Below are 14593 nucleotides of genomic sequence, written 5' to 3' on the forward strand. Positions count from 1 at the left end.
GTCTTACACCCGTCCCACTTCCTCGGCCCGGCGCGCACGACGCGACACCACCCATTCCCGCCAGACGGTGAAAAGCCCGGCACCGACGACGATGACGGCGCCCACCACCGTGTTCCAGCGCAACACTTCGCCAAAGACGGTGACGGCGATCATCGCGCCCAGCACCAGCTGCCAATAGGATATCGGCTGGACGATGACCGCATCGAGGTTTTCATAGGCCTTGATCAGCGCAAGATGCCCGATGATCCCCGTGCAGCAGAGGCCGATCATCAGGCCCCATCCCACCGGCGTGAACGGCGTCCAGAAGAAAGGACCGAGCAGATTGGAGCCGATAAAGCCGACGATCGCGAGATAGAAGAAGCTGGTCGACGGCTGGTCGTCGCGGCTGACGAGACGCGTGACGATGCCGTAGACCGCGCCGAGCACCGCGCAGATCAGCGGCAGCCAGATATAAGAATTGAACCCGTCTCCATCAGGCGCAAGCATGATGACGACCCCGACGAGGCCGAAGAGGATCGCGGTCCAGCGCCGCCAGCCGACCTTTTCGCCAAGGATCGGCATGGAAAGAAGCGCGACGAAGATCGGCCCGGCTGCGAAGATCGCCTGGCTCTGCGCCAGCCCGACCTGGGTGAAGGCGACGATCGAGATCAGGATCTGTGAAAACAGGATGAGACCGCGCAGCAGTTGCAGGACAGGCCGCTGGGTATTCACCGCCGCTCGCAGCCCGCCGGACGAGCGCATGGCGAGTACCAGTGCAAAGGCGACGAAAGCCCAGTAGCGCACCATCGCCACCTGCACCGGCGAATGGGTCTCGCCGAGGTGCTTCGAAAGACCGTCCTGAATGGCGAAGACGGAAAAGGCGAGAAAGGTGAAGAGATAGCCGAGCGGCGTCGATTTCATGGGACGAAAATGCTTTGCACGAGGAGGGATCCGTGGGCGAACCAACGGCGCGGGCATGCTGATCCTACACCTTGACCACGTCTTGCCTAGTGCAGTTTTGCAAAGCTGCCATGTAACCTGACAACCTATCGCCTGATAAAGGTCGATCAGCTTGCCTCGGACCGGGCGCCGTGCTTCATAAGGCCATGGCCTTCACCCTCCGTCAGTTGCAGTATTTCGTCGCCGTTGCCGAACAGGGGTCGGTGACGCGCGCCGCCCAAAACCTGTTGATCTCCCAGTCATCCGTCACCGAGGCAATCAAGGAACTCGAGGGCGATCTCGGCGTCGAACTCTTCGAGCGCCACCCACGCGGCCTGACGATCACCTATAACGGCCACCAGTTTCTCCGCCACGCAACGAAGATTTTGGCCGATGTCTCGGACGCCCGCAACGTTTTCACCGAGACCCAGAACAGCACCGGCGGCACGCTGAACATCGGCGTGACATCCCTCGTCGCCGGCTATGTTCTCTCCGATCTGCTGGCCCGCTATCGCCGCGCTTGCCCGGGCGTCGAGGTCTCGGCCATCGAAGACAACGGCTCCTATCTCGAACACCTCTTGATCGGCGGCGAGCTGGATGTCGCCGTCATGGTGATCTCCAACCTGCGCGACCGCATGGCGCTGCAGGCCGAGATCCTGGAAACCTCGCCCTACCGCCTCTGGCTGCCCATCGGCCACCCGCTGGTTTCGGCGGATATCATCTCGGTCCAGGACATTGCCCGCGAACCGCTGATCATGTTGACGGTGGACGAAATCGAAGAGAATACCGGCAAGCTCCTATCGGCTCTCGGCGCCCGCCCGCATGTCGCCTTCCGCACCCGTTCGGTGGAGGCCGTCCGCAGCCTGGTCGCAACCGGCGCCGGCGTGGCGCTGCTGCCCGACCTCGTTTACCGCCCCTGGTCGCTGGAAGGCGACCGTATCGAAAGCCGCGACGTCTCCGGCGCGCTTCCGGTGGTGCAGGTCGGCATGGTCTGGCGCAAGGGCTCGAGCCTGCCGCAATCGGCAAGGGATTTTGTTGGGATCGCCGAGGCAAGCCGAAGTGGACGGGTAAGGTAATCACGCGCACCCATTGCCCCTCATCCCCGGCGCAACTCGTTGCGCCGGGGATGAGGGGCATTCAGCAAACACTGTCGCAGACGCCCTCCCATCGGAAAAACCGATACCGGCATTCTGACGAATGAATTTGCGAATGCGGTTAATCCGCGGCAACCTTTCACCCGGGAACAATAATGGGCACGCAAAGCGGCCCTCACAACCGGGAGACCTCGCGATGAAATCTCTTCTGAAGTCTTGTACTGTCCTCGCCTCTGTATTGAGCATGACCACCGCCGCTGTCGCCCAGGAGCCCTTGCAGGCACTCGGAGCCGGCGAAGGCGCTCTCTCCATCGTCGCCTGGGCCGGCTATATCGAGCGCGGCGAAACCGACAAGAATTTCGACTGGGTCACCGAATTCGAAAAGAAGACCGGCTGCATGGTCTCGGTGAAGACAGCCGCCACCTCGGATGAAATGGTCGCCCTGATGAACGAAGGCGGCTTCGACCTCGTCACCGCCTCGGGCGATGCGTCGCTGCGCCTCGTCGCCGGCAAGCGCGTCCAGCCGATCAACACGGCCCTCATCCCCTCTTGGAGCACCATCGACGAGCGCCTGCAGAATGCCCCCTGGCACACCAAGGACGGCGTCCATTACGGCACGCCTTACGTCTGGGGCCCGAACGTCCTGATGTACAACACCACTGCTTTCGGTGACAAAGCGCCCGACAGCTGGAGTGTGGTCTTCGAAGAGACGACGCTTGCCGACGGCAAGTCGAACAAGGGCCGCGTCCAGGCTTATGACGGACCGATCCATGTGGCTGACGCTGCCAACTACCTGATGTTCCACAAGCCGGAACTCGGCATCAAGGACCCCTACGAGCTGAACGAAGACCAGTACAAGGCAGCCCTCGACTTGCTGCGCGGCCAGCGCCAGCTCGTGAGCCGCTACTGGCATGACGCCTTCATCCAGATCGACGACTTCAAGAACGAAGGCGTGGTTGCCTCCGGCTCCTGGCCCTTCCAGGTCAACCTGCTGAAGGCCGACCAGCCGATCGCCTCGGTCTTCCCGAAGGAGGGCGTCACCGGCTGGGCCGACACGACCATGCTGCATGCCGAGAGCGAACACCCGAACTGCGCCTATATGTGGATGGAGCATTCGCTGTCGCCCAAGGTTCAGGGTGATGTTTCCGCCTGGTTCGGCACGGTTCCCTCCGTCCCCGCCGCCTGCAAGGGCAATGCGCTCCTGACCGACGAAGGCTGCAAGAACAACGGCTACGAGAACTTCGAACAGATCAAGTTCTGGAAGACCCCGGTCTCCAAGTGCGAAAGCCAGGGCGAATGCGTCCCCTACCACCGCTGGGTTTCCGACTACATCGGCGTGATCGGCGGACGTTAACATCCCACCTCCCCCTTGAGGGGGGAGGTCGCGCGGAACGCGCGGGTGGGGGTGATCTACGGTTCAACTGAACTCTGATGGTCACCCCACCCCGGACCTTCGGTCCGACCCTCCCCCTCAAGGGGAGGGTGTAGACCCCCGCTGGCCTTCTGCCGGCACCCTACTGAAATTCTGGAGCCACCATGACCGCAGCCGTCTCCTTCTCGAAGGTCTCGCGCCATTTCGGCAGCGTCAAAGCCGTCGATGCCGTCGACCTGACGGTCGAGCCAGGCGAATTCTTCGCCATGCTCGGTCCATCAGGTTCCGGCAAGACGACCTGCCTGCGCCTGATTGCCGGCTTCGAACAGCCGACTTCAGGCCATATCGAGATCTTCGGTGAAACCGCAGAAGGCGTGCCGCCCTATCGCCGCAACGTCAACACGGTGTTCCAGGACTACGCCCTCTTCCCGCACTTGAACATTCTCGACAATGTCGCCTATGGCCTGATGGTCAAAGGCGTCGGGAAAGCGGAGCGCCACCGCGAGGCCGAACAGGCGCTCGAGATGGTGAAGCTCCCCGACTACGGCGCCCGCAAGCCCGGCCAACTCTCCGGCGGCCAGCGCCAGCGCGTGGCCCTCGCCCGGGCGCTGGTCAACAAGCCCAAGGTCCTGCTGCTCGACGAGCCGCTCGGCGCACTGGATCTGAAGCTGCGCGAACAGATGCAGGAAGAGCTGAAAAGCCTGCAGCGTTCGCTCGGCATCACCTTCGTCTTCGTCACCCACGACCAGGGCGAAGCGCTCTCGATGGCCGACCGCGTCGCTGTCTTCAATGACGGCAAGATCGTTCAGGCCGGCACGCCGCACGAGATCTACAACCGCCCCCGTACCCGCTTCGTTGCCGATTTCGTCGGCTCGTCGAATGTGATTGCACCGGAAGCGATGAAGGCGCTCGGCGGCGAAGCCCGCTGGACGAGCCTGCGCCCCGAAGCCATCCGCATCGTCTCGGATGGCGGCGTAGAGGCGACCGTGCGCTCGACCAGCTTCCTCGGCGCCTCGACCAAGCTCTTCGTCGAGACCGCACTGACCGCCCTTACCGTCTCGCTACCCGCAGGTCAGACCGCTCCGCAGGCCGGCGAAAGCATCCGCATCGCCTGGTCTGCATCAGACCCACATTACATGGAGGCCGGCGCATGACGGCGATCTCCACATCTGCCATCACCCCTGGCCGTCAGGGCCTGATGGGGCGGCTCTCGGATCTGTTCTGGCGGAGGCCCAACCTGCTGCTGGTTCTGATGCTGGTGCCGCCCCTGCTCTGGCTCGGCATCATCTATGTCGGCTCCCTGGTGGCACTGCTTCTGCAGAGCTTCTTCTCGATCGACGAGTTCTCCGGCCTGATCAATTACGAATTCACGCTCGCGACCTATGGAGAACTCTTCCGACCAGCCAATTTCGACATCATCCTGCGCACGCTGCTGATGTCGGCCGCCGTCACCCTCGCCTCTGCCGTCATCGCTTTCCCGATCGCCTACTACGCCGCGCGCTATGCCCGGGGGCGCTGGAAAGCCGTCTTCTATCTCGGCATCATGCTGCCGCTCTGGTCGAGTTATCTCGTCAAGGTCTATGCCTGGAAGCTGATCCTCGCCAAGGAAGGCATCCTCACCTGGATCTTCGCCAAGCTGCATCTGACCTGGCTTCTCGAAGGCTTGCTCGCCATACCCGTCATCGGCGGCAACTCCCTGTCGATCAGCTATCTCGGCACCTTCATCGTCTTCGTCTATGTCTGGCTGCCCTTCATGATCCTGCCCACCCAGGCGGCCCTGGAACGCGTACCCGGCAACCTGATCGAAGCTTCGGGCGATCTCGGCGCGGATAGCCGCCAGACCTTTCGCCATGTGCTCTTTCCCTTGGCGCTGCCCGGCATTGTCGCCGGCTCGATCTTCACCTTTTCGCTGACCATGGGCGATTACATCATTCCACAGATCGTCGGCACCTCGCGCCTCTTCATCGGCCAGGCCGTCTATGCCCAGCAGGGCACGGCGGGCAACATTCCGCTCGCTGCCGCCTTCTCGGTCGTCCCGATCGTCATCATGGGCATCTACCTCACCATCGCCAAACGCATGGGGGCTTTCGATGCGCTCTGATCGCTCCCAGTCCGCCGGTCTGTCCTTGAAGATGGCCGCCGCTGCAGGCCTTGCCTTCCTGCATCTGCCGATCCTGCTGATCTTCGTCTATGCTTTCACCACGGAGGAAAAAAGTTTTCAGTGGCCGCCACCGGGCTTCACCACAAAATGGTTCGCCGTCGCCTGGAACCGCCCAGACATCTGGCAAGCCCTGACGCTCTCGGTGAAGGTGGCGAGCATCGCCACCGTGATTGCGCTCGTTCTCGGCACGCTCGCAGCCGCCGCCGTCGCCCGCACGAAATTCTTCGGCCGGGAAGTCATTTCGCTGCTGGTCATCCTGCCGATCGCGCTGCCCGGCATCATCACCGGCATTGCGCTGCGCTCGGCCTTTTCGCTGGCGGAGATTCCCTTCTCCTTCTGGACGATCATCCTCGGCCACGCGACCTTCTGCGTCGTCGTCGTTTACAATAACGCCGTCGCCCGCTTCCGCCGCACCTCCGGCTCGCTGATCGAGGCCTCGATGGATCTCGGCGCCGATGGCTTCCAGACCTTCCGCCATGTGATCCTGCCGAACATCGCAACCGCCCTGCTGGCCGGCGGCATGCTTGCCTTCGCGCTGTCCTTCGACGAGGTCATCGTCACCACATTTACCGCCGGCCAGCAGTCGACCCTGCCGATCTGGATGCTGGAAGAACTGATCCGCCCGCGCCAACGTCCGGTCACCAATGTGGTCGCGATGATCGTCGTGATCGTCACGTTCCTGCCGATCCTGGCAGCCTACTATCTGACCCGCGACACCGACCAGATCGCCGGCAGCGGCAAATGAACCACCGGCGACGCCTCTTCTTCAAGGGCAATGCCGAAAATGAAGTCTGATAAAAGGGAGAACGACATGGACACCCAGATGCTGATCGGCGCCAAGTTCGAAGCCGGCACGGAAACGGACGAGAAGATCCTGAACCCCAAGACAGGGGACGTGATTGTCGATCTCCCCGAGGCTTCCCTCGCCCAGGTCGATGAAGCCGTGGATGCAGCAGAAGGCGCCTTCGTCTCTTGGTCGCAGACCACGCCCGGCCAGCGCGCCGGCTACCTGCTCGCCATTGCCGATGCGATCGAAAAGGACGCAGCCGCTTTTGCAGCGCTCGAAAGTCTCAACTGCGGCAAGCCGATCAACGCCGTGCTCAATGATGAAATCCCAGCGATCGTCGATTGCTACCGCTTCTTCGCCGGTGCGATCCGCACGCTGCAGGCACCGGTCTCCGGCGAATACCTGCCGGGCTTCACCTCGATGATCCGCCGTGATGCCGTCGGCGTCATCGGCTCGATCGCGCCCTGGAACTATCCGCTGATGATGATGGCCTGGAAGCTCGCACCGGCCCTTGCCGGGGGCAACACAATCGTCTTCAAACCCTCCGAGCAGACGCCGCTGACGGCGCTGAAACTCGCCAAGGTCATGGCCGACATCCTGCCGGAAGGCGTGGTCAATGTCGTGCTCGGCCGTGGTGAAAGCGTCGGCAATGCGCTGATCAACAACCCGAAAATCCAGATGCTGTCGATCACCGGCGATATCGCGACGGGCAAGAAGGTGATGACCGCCGCTGCCAAGACCGTAAAGCGCACGCATCTCGAACTCGGCGGCAAGGCCCCGGTCATCATTCATGACGACGCCGATATCGACGCCGCCGTCGCTGCCATCCGCACCTTCGGCTATTACAATGCCGGCCAGGACTGCACCGCGGCCTGCCGCATCTATGCGGCCGACAAGATCTACGACCGCTTCGTCGCCGATCTCGCGTCAGCCGTCTCGACGATCAAGTTCAACCAGGCCGACGATTCGGAAAACGAGATCGGCCCGCTGATCTCGAAGCGCCAGCGCGACCGCGTCGAAAGCTTCGTCACCCGGGCCGCCGAACACAAGCACATGGAAGTCGTCACCGGCGGCAAGCTCGGCTCGGACGAGGGCTTCTTCTACACCCCGACCGTCATTGCCGGCGCGACGCAAGACGACGAGATCGTCCGCCGCGAAGTCTTCGGGCCCGTGGTCTCCGTCACCCGCTTCACGGAAGCGGAACAGGCAGTCGCCTGGGCGAACGACAGCGACTACGGCCTCGCCTCCTCCGTCTGGACCAAGGACATCTCCCGCGCCATGCAGACCGCCGCCAAGCTGCGCTACGGCTGCACCTGGATCAACACCCACTTCATGCTCTGCAATGAAATGCCCCATGGCGGCATGAAGCAGTCGGGCTATGGCAAGGACATGTCGATGTATGCGCTGGAGGACTACACGACCGTCCGCCATGTGATGATCGCGCATTGAGCTGAGGGCTCTCGCAAGGAGAATGCCAGGCGGGCCGCGGGCCTCGCCTGGCAAATACCTGACCGCCTGTTTACCCTGACAGACCAAACCGGTGGCAGCCCGGCGCTCTCCTTCGTATCATGGAGCGGAATCAGGAGAGCCACATGCGCCGCCATCGGAAAGAGATCAGACACCGGAGCCGCAAGACCCTCATCGCGGTCGCGGTCCTTCTGTGTGTCGCGCCACTCTTTGCCACCCCGTCGGCTGCGCAGCAGCCCCAAGTCATTCCCGCGCCCGATCTCGGCGGCGGCGGCGGCTTGATGACAGACACCTATCTCTGGCATGTCCGCGGCCTGCCACCCGGCCAGCGCCTTCCCGTATACTCCGGCGCCGGTCCCAATTTCCGGATTATCCATGCCCTCGACGAGGGCACGCCGATCGAACGTCTTTCCTGCCGCGACAGCCGCGGCGGCTATTGGTGCCGTGTCGCCACCGTCGACCGCGTCCGCATATCCGGCTGGGTCGACGGCCGCTTCCTGCTCGAGGAACCCGGTTTCGCGCCGCCTGACGACGTGCGCAATCCCTCCTTCGAGCCTGAAATCCTCATCGATCCCTTCGCGAGACCCAGGCGGCCCTAAACGAGAAGACACGCCTCACTCGCCCCGCCCCTCGCCGGGACGGTCCCGCTCGTACCGATGCTCCACCGGAAACCCCGGCAGCCAGCGCTCCCGTCGGATTGTCCAGAGCTCGTAGCTCGGCTGGAAGAGGTTTGTGTCGTCGAAGGAGCCGATATTGAGTTCGACCTCGTCGCCGCTTCGATTGAAGACGCGCGATCCGCAGGTCGGGCAGAAGCAGCGACCGTCATACATCTGCGGCTCGCCGGTGACCTCCACTTGATTGTCCGCATAGATCGCCGCCGCATAAAAAAGCGCGCCGTGATATTTCCGGCAATCGAGGCAATGACAGATGCCGACCCGGTCGGGATCGCCTTTAGCCTCGAACCGCACCTTGCCGCAGGCGCAGCCGCCCGTCAGGATCGCCATATCCGTCCTCCCTTCAAGATTGCCACCACTCTGGCACAAACGAAAAATGGCCGCAGCTTTCGCTACGGCCATTTCCGAACTCTGGACTGCCGGATCGGTTTCCCGGGTCAGGCGGCAAGCGCCTTGGCGATCTGGCCGCGCAGCGTATCCATATCCTTGGCAAACCCGCGAATGCCTTCGGCCAACTTCTCGGTCGCCATCGCGTCCTGGTTCATCGCCCAGCGGAAGGCCTTTTCATCGAGCGAGACATGCGGCTCAGCCTTGACCGTGTCGGGCGACAGCGCCCTGGCAAGCGTGCCCTGGTCCGCATTCAGTTCGTCGAGCAGCTGCGGGCTGATGGTCAGGCGGTCGCAACCGGCCAAGGCTTCGATTTCGCCGGCATTGCGGAACGAGGCGCCCATGACGATGGTGCCGATGCCGTTTGCCTTGTAGTAATTGTAGATCGAGCGGACGGAGACGACGCCCGGATCGGTCTCGGACGTGTAGTCCTCACCGGTCGACTTCTTGTACCAGTCGAGGATACGGCCGACGAAGGGCGAAATCAGGAAGACCTTGGCTTCGGCACATGCAATCGCCTGGGCCTTGGAGAAGAGCAGCGTCAGATTGCAGTCGATGCCTTCCTTCTGCAGCACTTCGGCAGCCCGGATGCCTTCCCATGTGGAGGCGAGCTTGATCAGGATGCGATCCTTCTCGATGCCGCGCTCCTTGTAGCCAGCAATGATCTGATGCGCCTTGTCGACGGATGCCTTGGTGTCGAACGAGAGGTCTGCATCGACTTCGGTCGACACGCGGCCCGGAACGAGCTCAGCCAAGGCAGCACCGACAGAGATCGCCATGCGGTCGGCGATCGCGCCGATCACGGCATCATCCTTGCCACCCTTGGCCTTGCCCCAGGTGATGGCTTCCTGAAACGCATCCTGGAAGGCATCGGTGCCGAGCGCCTTCAAGACGATCGACGGGTTCGTGGTGCAATCGACCGGCTTCAGACGGCGGACGGCCTCGATGTCACCGGTATCGGCGACCACGGTTGTCATGGAACGAAGCTGTTCGAGTTTCGAGGTCATTGGGTCATCCTTCGGCTGCGCGAAAACGGGTGGCGGGCGGCAGGGTGAGCCGTCGCTGTTGCCGGGACTATCACCGCCAGAAGACGGCAAAGTCAAGACATATGTCCTTTGAATTTGACATAAGTACCAACCGAACGGATAGTGCGCATCGGAAGTTCCCAAAACGAGAGAAATCTTGGCCAAACTCAGACGCGAATACCACACGACCCTGTCGGATGCGAGCGGACTGCGCATCCGGGCTGCCTGGCTCTATTACAACGAGGGCCTGACGCAGAAGGACGTGGCAGATCGTCTCGGCATAAGCCGCTCGACCGTCATCCGGATGCTGGAGGAAGCCCGAAAGCGGGCGGAAGTGCAGATCTGGATCAGCGATGGCGTCGCCGATTGTGTCGACCTCGCGGTCAGGCTTGAAAAGGCCTACGGCCTCGACGAAGCCATCGTCGTGCCCTCGCCCGAGAGCAAGGACGCCGCTTCGATCGCCAAGGCCGTTGGGCTCGCGCTTGGCCAGTTCCTGACCGAGACCATCACCAATGACATGACCATCGGCGTCGGCTGGGGCCGCACCATGACCACCTCGCTTGCCGGTTTCCGCCCTCCGAACCGAGAGAATTGCAAGGTCGTCTCGCTGCTCGGCGGCATCGTTGCCGTGCGCCAGACCAACCCGATCGACTATACCTGGCGGCTGGCAAGCCAGCTCGGCGCGGAATGCTACATGTTCCTCGCCCCGCTGCTGGTCGATTCCATCGCGACCAAGCGCGCCCTGATCGAGGAATGCGGATTGAAGGCGATCTACGACCTTGCCGAAAACCTTGACCTTGCCATCGTCTCCTGCGGCGACATCGGCCCGCATTCCACTTCGCTCTCGGAAGGCTTCATCAGCCACCACACCTTGATGGAGCTGGTCGACGCAGGCTGCGTCTGCGACACCATGTTCAACTTCCTGGATACGGAGGGAAACTCCGTTGCCCACCCGATCAACGAGCGCGTGATGTCTGTCGATTTGGACACGCTGAAGAAGGCCAAGCACATCGTGTTGTCTTCAGGCGGCGCACATCGTGCGAAGGCCATCCGCGCCACGATCCGGCGGATTGGGTGCAATACGTTGATCACCGATGAGGCGGCAGCGAGGGAGTTGCTGGGGTTGGCGAGCTAGAGCTACTCTGGCCAGGCGCGGGCGCCATGCAGAACGAAGAGAACTTCGACACGATCGTCCCGCACTCGGTAGGCGACGATGTATTCAAGATCGGCCAACACCAGTTCTCGGTTGCCTTCAATCTCGCCGCAGCGTCCGAGAAAGGCATTCTGCATCAGTAGGCGCTGCGTGCGGGAGTGAGTCGAGCGCACGAGGCGGGCAGCCGCCGCGGGATTGCGCTCAAAGAGGTAATCGCCGATGGCCGCCAGTTCTCGAAGATAACGCCGCGTCCAGACGATACGTATGGCTTCACGAGGAGCCGTACCGGTTCAAGACGGCCTCGATCTCCGACTCGCTGGCAAATTCTCCACGGTCAGCCTTCCGCCAAACCTTCCGTCAAACCTGAGACGCACTGCTCCTGCCACGCAAGAGAACGCCCCTGAGAGAGCGCATCCTCGACGATCTGATCGCGGGATAGGTTGCTCCGCTCGACCAGACTGTCGATCCAGTGGCTCATGTCGTCAGGGAGTTGAACCGTGTTGCGCATGGTTCATTCTCTCACAGAAGCAACATTCAGAACAGCGCCGCGCTTCACCCCTTCCCCGCCTCCCAGCCGAGCATGGCCCGCTTGCGGGTCAGCCCCCAGTGATAACCGGTCAGGGCTCCGCTCTTGCCGAGCGCCCGGTGACACGGCACGACGAACGAGATCGGATTGCGTCCGACGGCCGCACCCACGGCGCGGCTGGCCGTCGGCTGGCCGATTTTCTGGGCGATGTCGGAATAGGTGACGGCCTTGCCGAGCGGGATCTGCAGAAGGCTTTCCCACACACGGATCTGGAAGTCGGAGCCGATCAGCACGACGCGCAAGGGTTCCTCCGCCGACCAGCGCTCGGGATGGAAGACACGGGCGGCATAAGGCGCCGTAGCCTCGATATCCTCGACATAGTGCGCATTTGGCCAGCGCTGTGCCATGTCGTCGAAACAGACGACCTCGCCGCCTTCATCAGCAAAGGCGAGCCCAGCCAGCCCGCGCTCGGTGATCATGACAAGCGCCAGTCCGAAGGGCGACGGGTGGTAGCCATAGCGGATGGTGAGACCTGCCCCACGCGCCTTCCATTCGCCAGGGCTCATGGCCTCATGCGTGACGAACAGATCATGGAGACGACCGGGGCCGGAGAGGCCGAGTTCAAGAGAGGTCTCGAGAAGCGGCAGTTCCTCGCGCCCCAGCAGCCGCTTGGCATGGTCGAGCGTCACAGCCTGCAGGAAGGCTTTGGGGCTAAGCCCCGCCCAGCGCGTAAACGTCTTCTGCAATTGTGTCGGGGACTGGCCGAGCCGCTCGGCGATGACCTCCAGCGATGGCTGGCTCTGATAGTCGAGCGTCAGCATCTCGATCACCCGCCGCACGGTCTCATAGTCAGAGCCATCAGGCGTGATGTCGGTAGAGCCGGAAAGGTCGATCTGTTGCGCAAGCGTCATGGCGAAATCCTCAATCTGAGCAGGACTTCATCACGGGCAAGCCTTGAGCGCCACCCGTTTCTTGCGCCGATGTCAGGCACTCAGATCCGCTGCTTGGCCGTCGCAAGTGCCCCAGTGAGGGCCTTGGCAAAGCTTTCGCGATCATCCGGGTTGAGGAAGGAGCCGACATCAGTACCTCGGCCCTCGCCGCTCACCACCATTGATGTGATGCCAAACTCATCATGGCGGTGCACGAAAAACCGCGCCCAGAGCGTCTTGAAGGTGTGTTCGGTCATCCGGCCCGCCGGCGTGAATTTGCGGATCGACAGGTTGGTGCGAGACACCGTCACCTCTTCACGGGCTCGGGCCGCACGGTAGTTCAGCCAGAAGGCACCATAGAGCAGCAGGAAGTCGAGCCCGAAGAACAATCCGATTGGCCATGCCCCGGTCGCCATGAAGAAGACCGCGTGGAGGAGGCACACGGTTCCGGTGACGGCGAAGAGGATGCGATACCCCTTGCGGCCAAGCGACCGGTAGGGTGTCAGTTCCGCTGCGAAAATCGGCTGATCTGCCGCCTGCTCGAGATTGCCTTCCATCACCGCGCCCGACTATAGGTTTTCCATGACTGAAGCGAAGCCGAAATCCAGCACCCAAACTTTGAAAAAGTCAAATCCTGCGACCCGTCGCAAGCCGGCGACACGCCGTCGCACAGCCTATTCGCGGGCCGAACTGGAGGAGATCTTTCGCCGCTTCTCGATCCAGAGGCCGGAGCCAAAGGGCGAGCTGGAACACGTCAACCCGTTCACGCTGGTCGTTGCCGTGGCACTGTCCGCTCAGGCGACCGACGCTGGCGTAAATAAGGCGACCCGCGCCCTCTTCAAGGTGGCCGACACGCCGGAAAAGATGCTGGCTTTGGGCGAGGAAAAGGTCCGCGAATACATTAAGACCATCGGGCTTTTCCGCAACAAGGCAAAAAACGTTATCGCGCTCTCTCAGAAGCTGGTGGACGACTTCGGAAGCGAAGTGCCACGCACACGCGAGGAACTGGTGACGCTGCCCGGGGTCGGGCGAAAGACGGCGAACGTCGTGATGTCCATGGCCTTCGGCATCCCGACCATGGCCGTCGATACGCATATTCTCAGGATCGGCAACCGCATCAAGCTCGCGCCCGGCAAGACTCCGGACGAGATCGAGGAGATCCTGATGCGGATCATCCCCGAAGAATACCTCTTCCACGCCCATCACTGGCTGATCCTGCACGGGCGCTACTGCTGTAAGGCACGGCGCCCCGAATGTGAAAAATGCGTGATCGCCGATATCTGCAAGTCGCCGGAAAAGACCTGTGACGTGCCTGCCCCGCTGGTCGAACTGCCGCCGCAGGTCTTCAACGCGGCCGAGGAGTAGCGCTCACCGAGCGAGCGCCATCCCGCGCGGCGAGCGCCTTGTGCAGATGCACCATCAGACCGGCGGCGAACAAAGGCGTGAGTAGGTTGACGATCGGCACGGCCAGGAAAAGCGCGATCACGAGGCCCGCCATGAACACCGTGCCGGAATGCCGCGAACGCAAGAGCTTCGCCTCTTCGACACTCCGGAAGCGCATGGCAGCGAACTCGAAGAATTCCCGACCGAGCAGGTAACCGTTCACCAGGAAGAAGGCGATGATGTTGATGCCCGGGATGAAGAGCAGCATCAGCGCGAAGAGATTGCCGACGATGACCACGCCGAAGAACTTGATCGAGGCGACGATCGCCTGGCCCATCGGCATCGCCGTGCCGGACGGATCGCTGGGGTAGTCGCGCTTCTCGACGACTTCTGCGACATCGTCGAGAAACAGACCGGCGATGATCGCGGTAACCGGCGATAGTAACAGCGCAAGACCAAGTGCCAGCCCGATGCTGGCCAGAATGCCGAAGATGAAGGTCAGCCAGCCCGCCCAATCCGGCAGTTCCGGGACGACGCCCTGGATGAGGGGCATGATGAAAGCGATGAAAGTCTCGCGCAGCCCGAACCAAAGGCCGATCAAAACAAGGATCGTGAGGCCGAGCGTCTTCCAGAAGACGGTGCGGGTCTCCGGGGCAAACAGATTGCGCAGCGACATCAGGGCAGCGTCGAAAATCATCGGAGACCTCCTTCATCAAC

17 protein-coding genes are annotated in these 14593 nt (G+C 62.3%); 9 read left to right on the forward strand and 8 right to left on the reverse strand.

Annotated elements, in window-relative coordinates; all coding sequences use genetic code 11:
- Nucleotides 1-3: 3 nt before the first annotated feature.
- The gene (locus D4A92_RS01585; protein ID WP_203017658.1) at nucleotides 4-900 is read right to left on the reverse strand and encodes a DMT family transporter; all 897 of its coding nucleotides are present in this window, start codon (nucleotides 898-900) and stop codon (nucleotides 4-6) included.
- A 185-nt stretch (nucleotides 901-1085) separates the two neighbouring features.
- On the opposite strand from D4A92_RS01585, the gene D4A92_RS01590 reads away from it, so the two are divergent.
- The 7 genes from D4A92_RS01590 to D4A92_RS01620 all read left to right on the forward strand — a co-directional run bounded on the left by D4A92_RS01590 (nucleotide 1086) and on the right by D4A92_RS01620 (nucleotide 8398).
- On the forward strand, nucleotides 1086-1994 hold the full coding sequence (locus D4A92_RS01590; RefSeq protein WP_203019793.1) for a LysR family transcriptional regulator: 909 nt from the start codon (nucleotides 1086-1088) through the stop codon (nucleotides 1992-1994).
- A gap of 214 nt (nucleotides 1995-2208) precedes the next feature.
- A complete protein-coding gene (locus D4A92_RS01595; protein ID WP_203017659.1) occupies nucleotides 2209-3366 on the forward strand; it encodes an ABC transporter substrate-binding protein in 1158 nt (385 codons plus the stop codon).
- Between the two features lie 182 nt (nucleotides 3367-3548).
- Nucleotides 3549-4538 carry an ABC transporter ATP-binding protein gene (locus D4A92_RS01600; RefSeq protein WP_203017660.1) on the forward strand — a complete coding sequence of 330 codons (990 nt, stop codon included), beginning with the start codon at nucleotides 3549-3551 and terminating at the stop codon, nucleotides 4536-4538.
- Nucleotides 4535-5485 carry an ABC transporter permease gene (locus D4A92_RS01605; protein ID WP_203017661.1) on the forward strand — a complete coding sequence of 317 codons (951 nt, stop codon included), beginning with the start codon at nucleotides 4535-4537 and terminating at the stop codon, nucleotides 5483-5485. The genes D4A92_RS01600 and D4A92_RS01605 overlap by 4 nt, the downstream gene beginning before the upstream one ends.
- Entirely contained in the window at nucleotides 5475-6290 is an 816-nt protein-coding gene (locus D4A92_RS01610) for an ABC transporter permease (RefSeq protein ID WP_203017662.1), read from the forward strand. Before D4A92_RS01605 ends, D4A92_RS01610 begins: the two co-directional genes overlap by 11 nt.
- A 66-nt stretch (nucleotides 6291-6356) precedes the next feature.
- Complete coding sequence (locus D4A92_RS01615) at nucleotides 6357-7781, forward strand: gamma-aminobutyraldehyde dehydrogenase (RefSeq protein WP_203017663.1); 1425 nt, start codon at nucleotides 6357-6359, stop codon at nucleotides 7779-7781.
- A gap of 143 nt (nucleotides 7782-7924) precedes the next feature.
- Nucleotides 7925-8398, forward strand: a complete 474-nt coding sequence (locus D4A92_RS01620) for an SH3 domain-containing protein (protein ID WP_203017664.1) — start codon at nucleotides 7925-7927, stop codon at nucleotides 8396-8398.
- A 15-nt stretch (nucleotides 8399-8413) separates the two neighbouring features.
- Here D4A92_RS01620 and D4A92_RS01625 read toward each other — a convergent pair whose 3' ends face one another.
- Together D4A92_RS01625 and tal are read right to left on the reverse strand one after the other, a co-directional pair.
- The gene (locus D4A92_RS01625) at nucleotides 8414-8803 is read right to left on the reverse strand and encodes a GFA family protein (protein ID WP_203017665.1); all 390 of its coding nucleotides are present in this window, start codon (nucleotides 8801-8803) and stop codon (nucleotides 8414-8416) included.
- Nucleotides 8804-8910: 107 nt separating this feature from the next.
- The gene (gene tal / locus D4A92_RS01630) at nucleotides 8911-9867 is read right to left on the reverse strand and encodes a transaldolase (RefSeq protein WP_203017667.1); all 957 of its coding nucleotides are present in this window, start codon (nucleotides 9865-9867) and stop codon (nucleotides 8911-8913) included.
- A 175-nt stretch (nucleotides 9868-10042) separates the two neighbouring features.
- Between tal and D4A92_RS01635 the strand changes: the two genes are divergently transcribed.
- Nucleotides 10043-11020 (forward strand): sugar-binding transcriptional regulator, encoded by a 978-nt coding sequence (locus D4A92_RS01635; RefSeq protein ID WP_203017669.1) that lies wholly within the window; start codon nucleotides 10043-10045, stop codon nucleotides 11018-11020.
- A 2-nt stretch (nucleotides 11021-11022) separates the two neighbouring features.
- Here the strand turns inward: D4A92_RS01635 and D4A92_RS01640 are convergent, their stop codons facing one another.
- The 4 genes from D4A92_RS01640 to D4A92_RS01655 all read right to left on the reverse strand — a co-directional run bounded on the left by D4A92_RS01640 (nucleotide 11023) and on the right by D4A92_RS01655 (nucleotide 13050).
- Entirely contained in the window at nucleotides 11023-11304 is a 282-nt protein-coding gene (locus tag D4A92_RS01640; protein ID WP_203019795.1) for a type II toxin-antitoxin system RelE/ParE family toxin, read from the reverse strand.
- Nucleotides 11305-11372: 68 nt separating this feature from the next.
- Nucleotides 11373-11546: a ribbon-helix-helix domain-containing protein gene (locus tag D4A92_RS01645; RefSeq protein ID WP_348649886.1), complete on the reverse strand. Its 174-nt coding sequence runs from the start codon at nucleotides 11544-11546 to the stop codon at nucleotides 11373-11375.
- A gap of 44 nt (nucleotides 11547-11590) precedes the next feature.
- Entirely contained in the window at nucleotides 11591-12475 is an 885-nt protein-coding gene (locus D4A92_RS01650; RefSeq protein WP_203017670.1) for a methylated-DNA--[protein]-cysteine S-methyltransferase, read from the reverse strand.
- 80 nt (nucleotides 12476-12555) lie between these two features.
- Entirely contained in the window at nucleotides 12556-13050 is a 495-nt protein-coding gene (locus D4A92_RS01655; RefSeq protein ID WP_203017671.1) for a DUF2244 domain-containing protein, read from the reverse strand.
- A 25-nt stretch (nucleotides 13051-13075) separates the two neighbouring features.
- Here D4A92_RS01655 and nth point away from each other — a divergent pair, with 25 nt between their 5' ends.
- Nucleotides 13076-13858, forward strand: a complete 783-nt coding sequence (gene nth, locus D4A92_RS01660) for an endonuclease III (protein WP_203017673.1) — start codon at nucleotides 13076-13078, stop codon at nucleotides 13856-13858.
- On the opposite strand, the gene D4A92_RS01665 is transcribed toward nth, so the two are convergent.
- A complete protein-coding gene (locus D4A92_RS01665) occupies nucleotides 13839-14573 on the reverse strand; it encodes a sulfate transporter family protein (RefSeq protein WP_203017675.1) in 735 nt (244 codons plus the stop codon). The genes nth and D4A92_RS01665 overlap by 20 nt on opposite strands.
- Between the last annotated feature and the right edge of the window lie 20 nt (nucleotides 14574-14593).

The sequence above is a fragment of the Rhizobium rosettiformans genome (assembly GCF_016806065.1).
GTDB lineage: Bacteria > Pseudomonadota > Alphaproteobacteria > Rhizobiales > Rhizobiaceae > Allorhizobium.

What these genes read in the sequence shown, in the direction of transcription:
- D4A92_RS01585 (WP_203017658.1), bottom strand. Translation starts at nt 900, where the DNA reads ATGAAATCGACGCCGCTCGGCTATCTCTTCACCTTTCTCGCCTTTTCC.
- D4A92_RS01590 (WP_203019793.1), top strand. Translation starts at nt 1,086, where the DNA reads ATGGCCTTCACCCTCCGTCAGTTGCAGTATTTCGTCGCCGTTGCCGAA.
- D4A92_RS01595 (WP_203017659.1), top strand. Translation starts at nt 2,209, where the DNA reads ATGAAATCTCTTCTGAAGTCTTGTACTGTCCTCGCCTCTGTATTGAGC.
- D4A92_RS01600 (WP_203017660.1), top strand. Translation starts at nt 3,549, where the DNA reads ATGACCGCAGCCGTCTCCTTCTCGAAGGTCTCGCGCCATTTCGGCAGC.
- D4A92_RS01605 (WP_203017661.1), top strand. Translation starts at nt 4,535, where the DNA reads ATGACGGCGATCTCCACATCTGCCATCACCCCTGGCCGTCAGGGCCTG.
- D4A92_RS01610 (WP_203017662.1), top strand. Translation starts at nt 5,475, where the DNA reads ATGCGCTCTGATCGCTCCCAGTCCGCCGGTCTGTCCTTGAAGATGGCC.
- D4A92_RS01615 (WP_203017663.1), top strand. Translation starts at nt 6,357, where the DNA reads ATGGACACCCAGATGCTGATCGGCGCCAAGTTCGAAGCCGGCACGGAA.
- D4A92_RS01620 (WP_203017664.1), top strand. Translation starts at nt 7,925, where the DNA reads ATGCGCCGCCATCGGAAAGAGATCAGACACCGGAGCCGCAAGACCCTC.
- D4A92_RS01625 (WP_203017665.1), bottom strand. Translation starts at nt 8,803, where the DNA reads ATGGCGATCCTGACGGGCGGCTGCGCCTGCGGCAAGGTGCGGTTCGAG.
- tal (WP_203017667.1), bottom strand. Translation starts at nt 9,867, where the DNA reads ATGACCTCGAAACTCGAACAGCTTCGTTCCATGACAACCGTGGTCGCC.
- D4A92_RS01645 (WP_348649886.1), bottom strand. Translation starts at nt 11,546, where the DNA reads ATGCGCAACACGGTTCAACTCCCTGACGACATGAGCCACTGGATCGAC.
- D4A92_RS01650 (WP_203017670.1), bottom strand. Translation starts at nt 12,475, where the DNA reads ATGACGCTTGCGCAACAGATCGACCTTTCCGGCTCTACCGACATCACG.
- D4A92_RS01655 (WP_203017671.1), bottom strand. Translation starts at nt 13,050, where the DNA reads ATGGAAGGCAATCTCGAGCAGGCGGCAGATCAGCCGATTTTCGCAGCG.
- nth (WP_203017673.1), top strand. Translation starts at nt 13,076, where the DNA reads ATGACTGAAGCGAAGCCGAAATCCAGCACCCAAACTTTGAAAAAGTCA.
- D4A92_RS01665 (WP_203017675.1), bottom strand. Translation starts at nt 14,573, where the DNA reads ATGATTTTCGACGCTGCCCTGATGTCGCTGCGCAATCTGTTTGCCCCG.